Raw genomic sequence first — 13,722 nt, forward strand, 5'->3', positions numbered from 1 at the left:
TCCATCCGGTTACCGTACTTCTAGCTTGAATACCATAACGCTCCACAGCTTGGGTAGCTGTTAGCTCGCCATTTTCGATGGAAGAAACTAATTGCAATTTAAAAGACATTGAATAGTCTTTTTGCGTACGCTTTACATAAGGTGATTCTGAATCGTTCATTACACTTTGGTTTTAGTGTAACGCTATTTCAGGACTAGACATATTATAAAATTAAAATCCCAACCGAAATCGGTTGGGATTTTTTTATTTTTATACATGGCCAAAACTTATTCCGAAAATCGAATCAAAGTTCCCCGTTTTAATGAAGAATCCGGTTTTTACACAACCCCGGAACGTTCCAAGATCATGGGAAAGATTCGCGGAAAGAACACCAAACCGGAACTTGCCTTTCGTAAAGCCTTATGGGCCAAAGGGTATCGTTATAGAATCGACTCCAGAAAATTGATTGGAAGACCCGACGTTGTGTTGAATAAGTACAAAACGGTTGTTTTTATCGATGGGGAATTCTGGCATGGCTTCCAATGGGAGGAACGAAAGGAAAAACTGAAAACCAATAGGGAATTCTGGATTGCGAAAATTGAACGCAACAGACAACGCGATGAGGAAGTGAATACCGAACTTGAACGCATTGGTTTTACGGTGTTCCGTTTCTGGGAAAAAGAGATCAAAAACGATTTGGAAGGCTGTATTCAAAAAGTGATTTCACATTTAAGATCACAGAACAACCATTAGTCCTAAGCATATGCCAACTTATCCCCATAAAATCAATTCCAAACTACCCGATGTAGGAACTACCATTTTCACTACTGTGGGGCAATTGGCAAAAGCACATAACGCCATAAACCTTTCCCAAGGTTTCCCTAATTTCGAACCAGATCCAGAACTATTGGCTTTAGTCTCGAAAGCCATGCGTGACGGTCATAATCAATACGCTCCTATGGGCGGTTTACCTGCGTTAAGGGAAGTAATAGCAAGTAAAATAAAAAGCTTGCACCAAAGGACCTATGATCCCGAAAAAGAAATAACCATTACTGTTGGTGCCTCCCAAGCTATTTTTACGGCGATTACAGCCTTTATTGGCAAAGGGGATGAGGTAATCGTCTTTAAGCCGGCATATGACTGTTACGAGCCGGCTATTGTGGTTAATGGTGGCATTCCTGTAGGTATTCAATTGAATAAAGCGGATTACAAAATAGATTGGAACCATTTTAGAAGCAAGATTACCCCTAAAACGAAAATGGTCATCATTAACACCCCGCACAATCCCAGTGGCACCATTCTTGCAAAAGATGACATGCTGGAGTTGCAAAAGAGTTTGGCCCATACCAACATTATCGTCATCAGTGATGAGGTATACGAACATATTGTCTTTGACGGCCATGACCATGAAAGCGTATCGCGTTTTGATGATTTGGCCGCTCGTAGTCTTATATGCTCCTCTTTCGGGAAAACCTTTCATGTTACCGGTTGGAAAGTTGGTTACTGCGTAGCACCTGCAGCATTGATGCATGAATTTCGAAAAATACACCAATTCAATGTATTCTGCGTAGATCACCCCATTCAACATGCCTTAGCGACTTATTTACAACAACCTCGTCATTACTTAAGCCTTAATGCGTTCTACCAAGAAAAAAGGGATTATTTCCTAAATGCCTTGAAAGGCTCCAAATTTACCGCTATCCCAGCCCAAGGAACCTATTTCCAGCTTTTGGGATTCGCGAATGTATCCAATGAGGATGATATCACTTTTGCCAAAAGATTGATCGTTGAACACCAACTGGCAAGTATTCCCATTTCAGTCTTTAATATGAATGGGCAAGACCATAAGGTATTACGATTCTGCTTTGCAAAAACCCATGACACCCTGGAAAGGGCTACTGAAATCTTACAACGAATTTAAAGTCCACAACTCCTTTTGGTGATAGTGAATCAGCAAATCCCACAATAGAAAGAAAGTTGATTGCCCCATCATTGGATCCCGAAGTATTTGTCTCCTAGTATATTTACCAAGTTACCCCCAACCAAAGAATACCTCTTGTTTCAATTAAGCCCAGGTAAATCCGTTAACAAGCATTTCTCTATTCCATTTGTATGACACCCGATTCTTATGAAAATAAAAAAAGCCCTGATAGTATCAGGGCTTTTTTCAATTCTTATACGAAAAGTATTAAATCATAAACAATTTCTTAATCAATAATACTACACCGTGATAAAAATCATTCTTGTACACTAAAATCTCATTTTCATTCGAGGAGTGGTTAATTTGGGCATCCATATTAATTTAGGTTTGGGGATAGGTTCATATTAAATCTTTACTGCATATAAATATAATTCAAAACGCAGATATTCCCTAAATTATTGTTGTGAATTGCGCTTAAAATGTTGTGAAAAAATTGAAAAACTAATTTTATCGTTGAACTACCTATATCTTGGCCTTAAAGTTTCATTTCCGGAATCTCGCCCTCTACGATCAACCGCCCACTTGTGGCATTTTCGATTGCTCCCACCGAAACCCCCGGTGCGCGCTCCAAAAGCCTAAAACCACCTGTTGTAACCTCGAGCACGGCAAGATTGGTCACTATCTTTTTAACACAACCTACCCCAGTTAATGGCAAGGTACACTCCTTTAATAATTTGGATTCACCTGCCCTATTGGTATGCATCATAGCAACGATTATATTCTCCGCCGATGCCACCAAGTCCATCGCACCCCCCATGCCTTTGACCATTTTACCAGGAATCTTCCAATTCGCAATATCACCTTTATCAGACACTTCCATTGCCCCTAATATGGTAAGGTCTACATGTTGGCCACGAATCATTGCAAAACTGGTTACCGAGTCAAAGAACGAGGCTCCGGGCATCGTCGTTATGGTTTGTTTGCCCGCATTGATGATATCCGCATCTTCCTCCCCCTCGAACGGAAAAGGCCCCATACCCAATACCCCGTTCTCACTTTGGAATTCCACACTAATATCATCCCGGACGAAATTGGCCACCATCGTAGGAATACCGATTCCCAGATTCACATAATAACCATCCTTTACTTCCTTTGCTATACGCTTTGCGATACCATTCTTGTCTAACATCAGTTTCTTGGTCTTACGGTTCGTTGTTCAATTCTTTTCTCATACTTTTCCCCTTGGAATATCCGTTGAACGAAGATACCGGGAACATGTATATCATTGGGATCCAAGGACCCCGCTGGCAATAACTCCTCTACCTCAGCGACCGTAATATTGGCCGCCCCGCACATGCAGGGATTGAAATTTCGCGCAGTACCCTTAAAAATCAGGTTCCCTGCTTCATCGCCTTTCCATGCCTTTACGAATGAAAAATCGGCCTTAAAGGCCTCTTCCAAGACATACATCTTACCGTTGAATTCCCGGGTTTCCTTTCCCAAAGCCACCTCGGTCCCAAAACCAGCAGGTGTATAAAATGCCGGGAAACCCGCTTGTGCAGCCCTGCATTTCTCGGCCAGGGTTCCTTGTGGGGTAAGTTCAACCTCCAATTCCCCACTTAACATTTGACGTTCAAATTCATCATTCTCGCCCACGTAAGATGAAATCATCTTCCGTATTTGTTTTTGTTGCAAAAGCAGACCCAATCCAAAATCATCTACTCCCGCATTATTGGAGATACAACAAAGATCGGTTACTCCCAAACGCACTAATTCCGAAATCGTATTTTCGGGAATACCGCATAAACCAAATCCTCCAAGCATCAAGGTCATTCCGTCTTTTACCCCCTTTAATGCTTCCTGAACATTTTCTACTGTTTTTCGAATCATAATTTGTCTAGTCTGTTTTATAATCTGGAAAACCCAAGCTACACTAAATTAAGGTTTTAAAAAGAAAATGCCCTTACTTTTTGGTGAAAGTTAAGGGCATTTAGCAAGGTCGCTGATTTATATTTTACAAGGAACTTAGAAATCGAGATCCTCTAAATCGTCTTCCAAATCTTTCTCTTTATTAGTGTCCTCCGCTGATTTGGAACAATCCAAGTTAATGGACATATTCTCGGGTTTGGGAAATTCACCATCAGAAACCCCCAGATCCTCATTGGCATAATTCTTTCGCATATAAAGTCCCCAAATGGGCAACGCCATTGACGCTCCTTGACCGTAAGTGATTGACTTAAAGTGTACGGAACGATCGTCACCACCGACCCATACGCCAGTGACCAAATTAGGTACCATACCCATAAACCACCCATCACTTTGATTTTGGGTTGTCCCCGTTTTACCTGCAATAGGGTTTTTGAATTCATAGGGGTATCCTGTGATAATCTCCTTATATTCCGGACGCCATTTATCATAGCCCGTTGTACGTAAGCGGGTACCTGAACCTCCTTGGGTTACACCTTCCAATAAATTGACCATGGCATAGGCTACTTCTTTACTCAATACATCTTTGGTTTCAGGAACATACTCATACAACACGGTTCCGTTCTTATCCTCGATACGGGTCACCATTACAGGTTTTACATACACTCCCTGATTCACAAATGCCCCATAGGCACCTACCATTTCATAAACGCTAAGGTCGGGTGTTCCTAGGGCTATAGAAGGTACTTCCGGAATTTCACTGGTAATTCCCAGGTTCTTTACAATCGAAACCACCGACTTGGGACCGACCCTATCGATCAATTGGGCGGTAACGCTATTTTTGGAATTCGCCAAGGCCCTTTTCAACGTATACATCTCACCTGAATACTTGCCTTCGGAATTTTTTGGACACCAAGGTTCTGGATTCCCGTGTTTTCCAGCTTCAATACAGTATTGTGTATCTGGTAATTCGTAACAGGGGGATAACCTTAACTGGTCAATTGCCGCTGCATACACAAATGGCTTAAAGGTAGAACCGGCTTGACGGGCCCCCTGATAGACATTGTCATATTGGAAGTGCCTATAATCAACACCCCCGACCCATGCCTTAACATGGCCTGTTTGTGGCTCCATCGACATCATTGCCGTTCTTAGGAACGATTTATAATACCGAATGGAATCCATTGGCGTCATAATAGTATCTTTCTCATGGGAATCGCTCTTCCAATCAAAGACGGTCATCTCGGTTTTTTTGGTGAAGGAACTTCGAATGTCCTTTTCCGATTTGCCTTGTCTTTTCATTAAGCGCCAACGATCCGAATTCTTCATGGCCCGTTCCAGGATGCCATCTATCTCCTCCTTTTTCAAATCCAAGAAAGGGGCTGTTTTATTACGATCCGGGGTATTTTGATGAAAAAATTCCGTTTGCAATTTCTCCATATGCTCTTGTACGGCTTCTTCCGCATTGGCCTGCATACGGGAATCAATCGTCGTGTATATTTTTAGTCCATCAAGATAAAGACTCCATTTATCACGTTCACCTTCAACGGCCGGTTTAGGATTCTTTTTGATCCAATCGTTCATAAAGCCCTGCAAATACATCCTAAAATATGTTGCCAATCCTTCCCTATGGTTCTCAGGATTGAAATGAACCTCCATTTTTAAGGCCTGAAGGGAATCTTTTTCTTTTTCAGTGATATAATCGTATTTCGCCATTTGGGCCAAAACCGTATTTCGTCTATTGAAAACCAGTTCTTTACGCCTTAAGGGATTGTAATATGAGGAATTTTTCAACATCCCCACGAGCATGGCCGACTCCTCTATCTTCAAGTCGATGGGCTCTTTGCCGAAATAAATCTTGGAAGCCGACCGAATACCATCCGCAGCATATCCGAAGTCATAAATATTCAGATACATGGCAATAATTTCATCTTTGGTGTACTGTCGTTCCAAACGTGTCGCCAAAACCCACTCCTTTACTTTCTGTAGAATAGCCTGTGTCTTCTTCTCTTTTTCCCTGGCCCCAATGAACAGTTGACGTGCCAATTGCTGGGAAATGGTACTTGCGCCCCCTTTTTTACCCAAATAGGCAAAGGCCCTCAAGGTACCTCTGGCATCTATCCCTGAATGCTCATAAAACCGGGCATCTTCAGTAGCCACTAAGGCGTTTATCAAGTTTTGTGGAAGATCATCAAATTTGATCGGGGTACGATTGTCATCCAGATAAAATTTACCTAAAGTCTCACCGTCGGATGAAAAGATTTCGGAAGCTAGATTTGTTTGGGGGTTTTCCAAATACTCATACGGGGGCAATTCCCCAAATACACCCCATGATGCCAATAAAAACAACATTACCCCGGAAAGCGCACCCACGGTGAACAAAATCCAGAACCATTTAACAAACTTAAAAAAGCCTTTACTGTTATTTTTCTTTTTGGCTTTCACCATTTTTTTACTCATTACTTTTTACTATTTCAAATCCGACATCGGTAATGCCCTCTAAGTTAATAATACCCTCGACATTGCCATTTTTTCGCATAGCTTGTGAGATACGTAAGGTATATACGCCTGAGGAAGGAAAAACGATGTTTTCTTTATACCATAATTTATTTTCCTTTACGCTGCCATAACCTTTACCCAGCCAAGTACCATCTGGATCGGCCATCATATATTCCAACGTATCGGTAGCGGTTTCCCCATTGGGATAATCCAAGGTTGCTATTAAAAAAAGGTTGCTATAGGGAAAGGTATTATCGTTTCTGACATTGATAAACATATCGTGTTTCTGAATGGTATCGAGTCCCGAAAAATTGAACTCCATAACACTATCCTTATTCCAAATGCCGTTATTGGTACCCTTGAATTCTGTCTTTACAATGGAATTATCACAGGAAACCATAAAAACAACCCCTACAAACGCTATTAATATCCTAAGCATTTCTTTGACGTCTTTTTTTATTTTTATTATTTCTCCTCTTCTTATTGTTGTTATTACTCTTATTCGTACGTCTTTTGGGCCTATCAAAACGGGTGAGGCTATCTTGACCAACTACATTCTCAAATACCACCTTGTCGTCGTCAATGATATTATCAACCGCATATTCCTCTAAACTGGCTACTTTCTCTTTCTTTTTGTTCTTGTTGATGATCTCAACTACCTGTTCCTTGGACAACATATGCCAATTTGAAGGTTCGTCTTTATAAGAGAACCATAACTTGGACTTGAAAATATCGGCCTTTTGGCAGAATGCCATTCCTTTTTCAGTGAACAGTTTGGTGTCTTGGGAAGGAAAATCCTTTAAGGCATCGAGATATAAATCGAGCTCGTAATTAAGGCAACATTTTAATTTACCACATTGCCCAGCCAATTTCTGGGGGTTCAATGATAATTGCTGATATCGGGCAGCGGATGTGCTCACCGATCTAAAATCGGTTAACCAGGTAGAACAACACAATTCCCTGCCACAGGAACCGATGCCCCCCAAACGTTGGGCCTCTTGTCGATACCCTATTTGGCGCATTTCTATTCGAATACCAAAGGCCTTGGCCATATCCTTTATCAATTGACGAAAATCAACACGTTCCTCGGCCGTATAATAAAAAGTGGCTTTAGACCCATCGCCTTGGAACTCGACATCGGAAATCTTCATTTGCAATTTCAAGATGATCGCAATCTCACGGGAGCGTTTTTTGATCTCTTCCTCCCGATCTCTTACCTTTTGCCAAATATCAATGTCTTTTTGTGTGGCTTTACGGTAGATTTTGGGAATATCCTCCGCTTTTGGATCCTCCTTTTTCTTTTTCATTTGCACCCTCACAAGTTCACCCGTCAAAGTGACCATGCCAATATCGTGACCCGATTGTGCCTGCGTAGCCACAATATCACCTATTGAAAGGGTTAAATCCCCGGAATTTCTAAAAAATTCCTTTCTGCTATTTTTAAATCGGACTTCAACAATGTCAAATGGTTTTTCTCCATTTGGAAGTGACATGTTGGAAAGCCAATCAAATACCGTTAATTTATTACAACCATCAGAGCCACAAGTCCCATTGTTCTTGCACCCTTTCGGTTGTCCGTCCTTACCGGTTGAACAACTGTTACAACCCATATTTTGTATCTTGATTTGGGGAAATCCTATGATTTTCCCAAAAAAGGTTCATATTAATCTTATCCGTAAAGGTACTAATTTTTTAATGTGTCAAAAAGTTATCTCAACTTACACAGGTTCTTCGTTCTTTTGCACCAATTACGTATATGTTTAAAAAATTGCATGCTCCCTGATATGGAAAAACAAAAAAGGGTAAGTGACTCCGTTCTTTACCTCATGAGCCTTTCGGCAGGCTTGATCGTTGCAAACCTTTATTACAACCAGCCTTTACTTCATATGATTTCGGAAAGTTTTGGGGTAACCGAATCTGCCGTGAGCAATGTGGCATTGGCCACACAATTGGGTTATGCCGTGGGGCTGCTTTTTGTAATTCCCCTTGGGGATATGGTTTCCAATCAGAAAATATTGAAAATCGATTTCACTTTTATGATCATATCATTGTTGGCAGCGGTTTTCTCCACCTCACTCTGGTTTCTTGTAGTCGCAAGTTTTTTTATTGGGTGTACCTCTGCCTTGCCACAATTGTTTGTTCCCATGGCCGCTCAATTATCGGATCCCCAAAATAGAGGACGTGCGATAGGGATCGTCATGAGCGGACTGCTCATCGGTATTTTGGCAAGTCGTGTGGTCAGCGGTTTCATTGGTGAACAGTTTGGTTGGCGTACCATGTATCTGGTGGCTTCCATAATGATGCTTTTTCTCTTTATCGTGCTAAAATTAAAACTGCCACAGGTTACACCGGTTTATAAAGGCAATTATAAAAATTTAATGAAGTCATTGGTTCATTTTTTTAAAGCAGAACCCTCTTTACGTCTGGCAGCAGTACGTGGCGGACTATCATTTGCGGGTTTAAGTGCGTTTTGGACCACCTTGGTTTTTTTAATGGAAGATAATTTCGGCTATGGAAGTGGTATCACTGGAACCTTTGGACTAGTAGGTGTTGTTGGGGCATTGGCAGCGTCAGTCGTCGGTAAATTAAGTGATAAGATGAGCAAAAACCGAATTATTATTACTGCGACTTCTATCTTTATTTTCTCCTGGACGGTCTTTCTGTTTTCCCATCATTCCATCATTGGTATAATAATCGGTGTTATTTTGATAGACCTCGGGCAACAATCACTTCATATCGCCAACCAGAACATCATATTTTCCAAAAACGAAAATGCCCGAAATCGCATAAATACGGTTTATATGGTTATCTTTTTCTTGGGAGGTGCCCTTGGAACGATTTTAGGCGCCCTGGCCTGGCAACATTACCAATGGACAGGTGTATCGGTCCTAGGTCTTGCGCTTTCACTACTATTGTTAATGACCCATTTGGTATTTGGCAATAAGAAAATCTGAACCTATTTTTTAAATTTTAGCACTTCTGACCGCCCTTTTTTAAAGATTTTATTGCTTATTGTTTTTCCCTTTCGAAGTCTTTTTTGCTCTTCGAAGGGTAAGGCATGGATGTCCTTACAATCATCTGAACAACAATCGTTCATTTTCTTGGCACAATCCTCACATTGGATAAACAACAAATGACAGGCTTCATTGGCGCAATTCACATGCGTATCACAAGGTTTACCGCATTGATGGCAATGCGAAATCACATCTTTGGAAATGCGCTCCCCCCTTCGGTGATCAAAAACAAAATTTTTCCCGATAAACTTGTTTTCCAAGTTCTGGTCCTTGGCCTGTCTGGCATATTCTATTATCCCACCCTCTAACTGAAACACGTTCTTAAACCCCTTGTGTTTATAGTAGGCACTGGCTTTTTCGCAACGGATACCCCCAGTACAGTACATCACCAATTTCTTATCTTCCTTGAAAGCTTCCAAGTCCTTTTCAATAATATCCAAGGAATCGCGAAACGTATCGACATCGGGTGTAATGGCATTCTTAAAATGGCCTATTTCACTCTCATAATGATTTCGCATGTCGACCAAAATGGTGTCGGGATCTTCAATAAGTTCATTGAATTTCTGTGCATTTACATGTACCCCCTTATTGGTGACATCAAAGGTGGCATCATTCAATCCGTCGGCCAAAATCTTCTTTCTCACCTTTACCTTTAATTTCAAGAAAGACTTATTGTCTTGTTCAATAGCAATATTCAATCGTACATCCTTTAGGAAGGAAATACTATCCAAATGTGCCTTAAATGCCTCGAAATTAGCCGCTGGCACCGACAATTGGGCGTTAATGCCTTCATGGGCCACGTAAATTCGCCCAAGAACATCGAGGTCATTCCAATGAATGAATAAATGGTTCCTGAAAATAGAAGGGTTTCCTATATGTGCATATTGGTAAAAGGAAATGGTCAGACGGTCCTGTCCGGCCTCTTCAATAAGAGCTTCCCTTTCCTTTGCACTTAATGTATTGTACAGTTGCATGCTATACCAATCGTTAAGTTAAAGAATAGTTTCGTGGGCAAATATAGACTAATCTTAGCGTATTTTGGTGGTGATGATCTTTACCGGGCAAGCTAATTGAGCTTGTTTGCAGGGTTCAAAAATTGCATTGTCATGCGATTTTATCGTAAAAAAACCCTTTTTCTCAATGGAATGCAACAAAACGCTTTTCCCGTCTTTTTTTGACATCTGAAATTGCTCTGGGGCCAATTCGACGCAATAATTACAACCAATGCATTTTTTACGCTGCAATGTAACGACGACCATTATTCCTTGACGATTTTATACAACTTATCAGAGGGCCTAATCTTGAAACCGGTTGGGAATGTACAATTATTGCCCTTTTCTGCCATTGCTGTTTGAAGGTCATCTACCATCATTTGATCCAATTGTAGTTCTTTTACGCCAGTCGTGGGGCCCGTGATCAATAGGGTGTCACCCACTTTGATATCGTAGGCTTCGATTTTGAATTCCGCGATTCCCGGTTTGGGATAATAATGCACGCCCTTGCCCACGTATACCTTTTTTTGCGTAGCCTGTGTACCAGGGCCATCGCTCCATTCCCCCAATTTTTGTCCCAGATAATACCCCCCCCAAAATCCACGGTTATAGACTTTTTCCAAGGCTTTCATCCAAACGTCTATTTTTTCCTTGGTAAATGTTCCTTCATAATAGGAATCTATCGCCTCCCTATATGTTTTGATAACCGTAGCCACATATTCAGGAGCACGCCCCCTACCTTCTATCTTCAGCACTTTTACCCCGGCATCGATGATCTGATCTAAAAAATCGATCGTACAAAGGTCTTTGGGCGACATCATATATTCATTGTCCAATTCAATCTCGAAACCACTTTCCTGATCAATGACCGTGTATTTTTTACGGCAATTCTGTTTGCAAGCCCCCCTGTTGGCTGATGAATTATGGGAATGTAGACTAAGGTAACACTTTCCTGAGACCGCCATACATAAAGCCCCGTGGCCAAAAACCTCAACCTCGATCAAATTGCCGGAAGGTCCTTTTACCCCTTCTTTCCCAATTTGTAAGCAAATCTTCTTAATCTGCCGCAGACTCAATTCCCTACTTAGGACCACAGTATCGGCAAATAAGGAATAGAATTTTACGGCTTCAATATTGGTGATATTGATTTGGGTGGAAATATGCACTTCCATAGTAATCTGTCTTGCATAGGCAATGACCGCCTGATCCATTGCAATAACCGCGGTAACCCCCGATTCTTTGGCCGTATCCAAAACCGTCTTTATAATGGAAAGGTCATGGTCATATATAATCGTATTCAGTGTTAGGTACGTTCTAATATTCCTTTTACTGCATCGTCGGGTAATCTCCGGTAAATCTTCCAAAGTGAAATTGATGGTTGCCCTAGCCCGCATGTTCAATTGCTCAACGCCAAAATATACCGAATCCGCTCCACTGTCGATAGCCGCCTGCAGGGACTCGAAATTCCCGGCTGGGGCCATTAATTCTATCTTTCCATTTCTTGTCATAAGTACAAGGTGCTACATTTTTTGGACTGCAAAGATACATTATATGGGCAGATTACCATGCTACCCCACTAATTATAAGGGCTATAGTACATAATCTAACCGAGTAACATAGTACCCGTTGAAATTGATGAAGGAAAAAAACGGGTTTTGGCATTAATACGTGTAAAACCATATATAGTATGCTCCACCTTACAATCTGACAGAGATTGCATGCTGGCCGTACCGGGGGAGAATAATTTAGTATGAAGACCCTGATGGTGAACATCAGGGTTAGTTCAACCTTCCGGTCCAGCGGCGCATTGCATGCTTGCCGTACCGGGGTAATTGATTTTGTATGAAGACCCTGATGGTGAACATCAGGGTTAGTTCAACCTTCCGGTCCAGCGGCGCATTGCATGCTTGCCGTACCGGGGTAATTGATTTTGTATGAAGACCCTGATGGTGAACATCAGGGTTAGTTCAACCTTCCGGTCCAGCGGCGCATTGCATGCTTGCCGTACCGGGGTTTCACTAAAAAAAAAGAGCCTTGAATTTCAAGACTCTTTACGGTCATCCCATTTTTTCCTTTTTCATAGCCTTCTCTGAGTCGTAAAAAGGGGATTGACCACCATTAACCACTGTTAAAAAAACAATGGGTCTGTACATTGAGTTAGTAATGTATTTTTTATAAGATGTTACTTTTTTGAAAAGGTTGCGTTTTTAAATCCATCAAGCCCAGACCACTGTGCATAAAATAATTTTCAGTGCTGGAATTATGACAAAAGAAATGGTAAATTAGCATTCCTAATAAAATATAACATGAGTTCTGAAAAAGAAGCAAAATTAAAAGCATTAAAACTAACCTTGGATAAACTGGACAAGACCTATGGCAAAGGCGCCGTTATGAAATTGGGCGATAGTGTTATTGAGGATGTGGAAGTGATTCCATCAGGGTCTTTAGGGCTAGACATCGCCCTTGGGGTAGGAGGATATCCAAGAGGAAGGGTTATTGAAATATACGGTCCTGAATCGTCAGGTAAAACAACCTTGACCTTGCATGCCATTGCCGAAGCGCAAAAAAACGGTGGTATTGCAGCCTTTATTGATGCTGAACATGCCTTTGACCGTTTTTACGCCGAAAAACTGGGTATTGACATTGATAATTTGATTATTTCACAACCTGACAACGGGGAACAAGCATTGGAAATCGCCGATAATTTAATCCGTTCAGGAGCCATTGATATTGTTGTGGTGGATTCCGTGGCCGCCTTAACGCCAAAAAGTGAGATTGAAGGTGAGATGGGGGACTCCAAAATGGGGTTACACGCACGGTTAATGTCCCAAGCCCTTAGAAAGTTGACGGGATCGATCAGCAAAACCAATTGTACGGTTATCTTCATTAACCAATTGAGGGAGAAAATCGGGGTCATGTTCGGTAATCCGGAAACCACAACAGGTGGTAACGCCCTTAAATTCTATGCTTCGGTTCGTTTGGATATTCGAAGATCAACCCAGATTAAAGATACCGATGGCAGTGTACAAGGTAACAAGACAAGAGTAAAGGTTGTCAAAAACAAAGTAGCACCACCTTTTAGATTGGCAGAATTCGATATCATGTACGGTGTAGGTATTTCCAAAGTCGGTGAGATCATCGATCTTGGGGTAGAATATGAAATCATAAAGAAAAGTGGTTCTTGGTTCAGTTATGGCGACACCAAACTTGGTCAAGGCAGGGATGCCGTAAAAGCACTTTTAAACGACAATCCAGAATTATACGAGGAACTTGACGCTAAAATCCGAGAGGCTATAAAGGCAGTCAAAAAATAGAACAATACTCCCTTTTCAGTATTATACAATAGGCGCCAAAGGCGCCTATTGTCGTTTAATAACCCAAATATTGCGG

12 protein-coding genes and 1 pseudogene are annotated in these 13,722 nt (G+C 41.4%); 4 read left to right on the top strand and 9 right to left on the bottom strand.

Annotated features, from left to right (window positions below; genetic code table 11):
- A pseudogene (locus HPE56_RS17705) lies at positions 1 to 160 on the bottom strand (IS3 family transposase); the annotation flags it as partial.
- A gap of 96 nt (positions 161 to 256) precedes the next feature.
- On the opposite strand from HPE56_RS17705, the gene HPE56_RS17710 reads away from it, so the two are divergent.
- Together HPE56_RS17710 and HPE56_RS17715 are read left to right on the top strand one after the other, a co-directional pair.
- Entirely contained in the window at positions 257 to 733 is a 477-nt protein-coding gene (locus HPE56_RS17710) for a very short patch repair endonuclease (RefSeq protein WP_188245094.1), read from the top strand.
- A gap of 10 nt (positions 734 to 743) precedes the next feature.
- Complete coding sequence (locus HPE56_RS17715) at positions 744 to 1,901, top strand: methionine aminotransferase (protein ID WP_188245095.1); 1,158 nt, start codon at positions 744 to 746, stop codon at positions 1,899 to 1,901.
- Between the two features lie 535 nt (positions 1,902 to 2,436).
- On the opposite strand, the gene HPE56_RS17720 is transcribed toward HPE56_RS17715, so the two are convergent.
- The 5 genes from HPE56_RS17720 to HPE56_RS17740 all read right to left on the bottom strand — a co-directional run bounded on the left by HPE56_RS17720 (position 2,437) and on the right by HPE56_RS17740 (position 7,936).
- Entirely contained in the window at positions 2,437 to 3,090 is a 654-nt protein-coding gene (locus HPE56_RS17720) for a 3-oxoacid CoA-transferase subunit B (protein ID WP_188245096.1), read from the bottom strand.
- Entirely contained in the window at positions 3,090 to 3,791 is a 702-nt protein-coding gene (locus HPE56_RS17725) for a CoA transferase subunit A (protein WP_188245097.1), read from the bottom strand. Before HPE56_RS17725 ends, HPE56_RS17720 begins: the two co-directional genes overlap by 1 nt.
- 135 nt (positions 3,792 to 3,926) lie before the next feature.
- On the bottom strand, positions 3,927 to 6,287 hold the full coding sequence (locus HPE56_RS17730) for a penicillin-binding protein 1A (RefSeq protein ID WP_394355062.1): 2,361 nt from the start codon (positions 6,285 to 6,287) through the stop codon (positions 3,927 to 3,929).
- Positions 6,280 to 6,765 (bottom strand): gliding motility lipoprotein GldH, encoded by a 486-nt coding sequence (locus HPE56_RS17735; RefSeq protein WP_188245098.1) that lies wholly within the window; start codon positions 6,763 to 6,765, stop codon positions 6,280 to 6,282. The genes HPE56_RS17730 and HPE56_RS17735 overlap by 8 nt, the downstream gene beginning before the upstream one ends.
- The gene (locus HPE56_RS17740) at positions 6,758 to 7,936 is read right to left on the bottom strand and encodes a PSP1 domain-containing protein (protein WP_188245099.1); all 1,179 of its coding nucleotides are present in this window, start codon (positions 7,934 to 7,936) and stop codon (positions 6,758 to 6,760) included. The genes HPE56_RS17735 and HPE56_RS17740 overlap by 8 nt, the downstream gene beginning before the upstream one ends.
- A 174-nt stretch (positions 7,937 to 8,110) precedes the next feature.
- Here HPE56_RS17740 and HPE56_RS17745 point away from each other — a divergent pair, with 174 nt between their 5' ends.
- Entirely contained in the window at positions 8,111 to 9,280 is a 1,170-nt protein-coding gene (locus HPE56_RS17745) for an MFS transporter (protein ID WP_188245100.1), read from the top strand.
- Positions 9,281 to 9,282: 2 nt separating this feature from the next.
- Here the strand turns inward: HPE56_RS17745 and trhO are convergent, their stop codons facing one another.
- From trhO to HPE56_RS17760, 3 genes are read right to left on the bottom strand one after another with little or no spacing between them, the layout of a single operon-like run.
- Positions 9,283 to 10,314, bottom strand: coding sequence for an oxygen-dependent tRNA uridine(34) hydroxylase TrhO (gene trhO, locus HPE56_RS17750; protein WP_188245101.1), 1,032 nt, complete (start codon positions 10,312 to 10,314; stop codon positions 9,283 to 9,285).
- 54 nt (positions 10,315 to 10,368) lie between these two features.
- A complete protein-coding gene (locus HPE56_RS17755) occupies positions 10,369 to 10,599 on the bottom strand; it encodes a ferredoxin (protein WP_109648373.1) in 231 nt (76 codons plus the stop codon).
- On the bottom strand, positions 10,599 to 11,840 hold the full coding sequence (locus HPE56_RS17760) for a peptidase U32 family protein (RefSeq protein ID WP_188245102.1): 1,242 nt from the start codon (positions 11,838 to 11,840) through the stop codon (positions 10,599 to 10,601). Before HPE56_RS17760 ends, HPE56_RS17755 begins: the two co-directional genes overlap by 1 nt.
- A 798-nt stretch (positions 11,841 to 12,638) precedes the next feature.
- Between HPE56_RS17760 and recA the strand changes: the two genes are divergently transcribed.
- Complete coding sequence (gene recA / locus HPE56_RS17765) at positions 12,639 to 13,646, top strand: recombinase RecA (protein WP_188245103.1); 1,008 nt, start codon at positions 12,639 to 12,641, stop codon at positions 13,644 to 13,646.
- Positions 13,647 to 13,722: the final 76 nt, after the last annotated feature.

It is taken from the genome of Maribacter aquimaris (assembly GCF_014596745.1).
In the GTDB taxonomy this organism is placed as follows: Bacteria; Bacteroidota; Bacteroidia; order Flavobacteriales; family Flavobacteriaceae; genus Maribacter_A; species Maribacter_A aquimaris.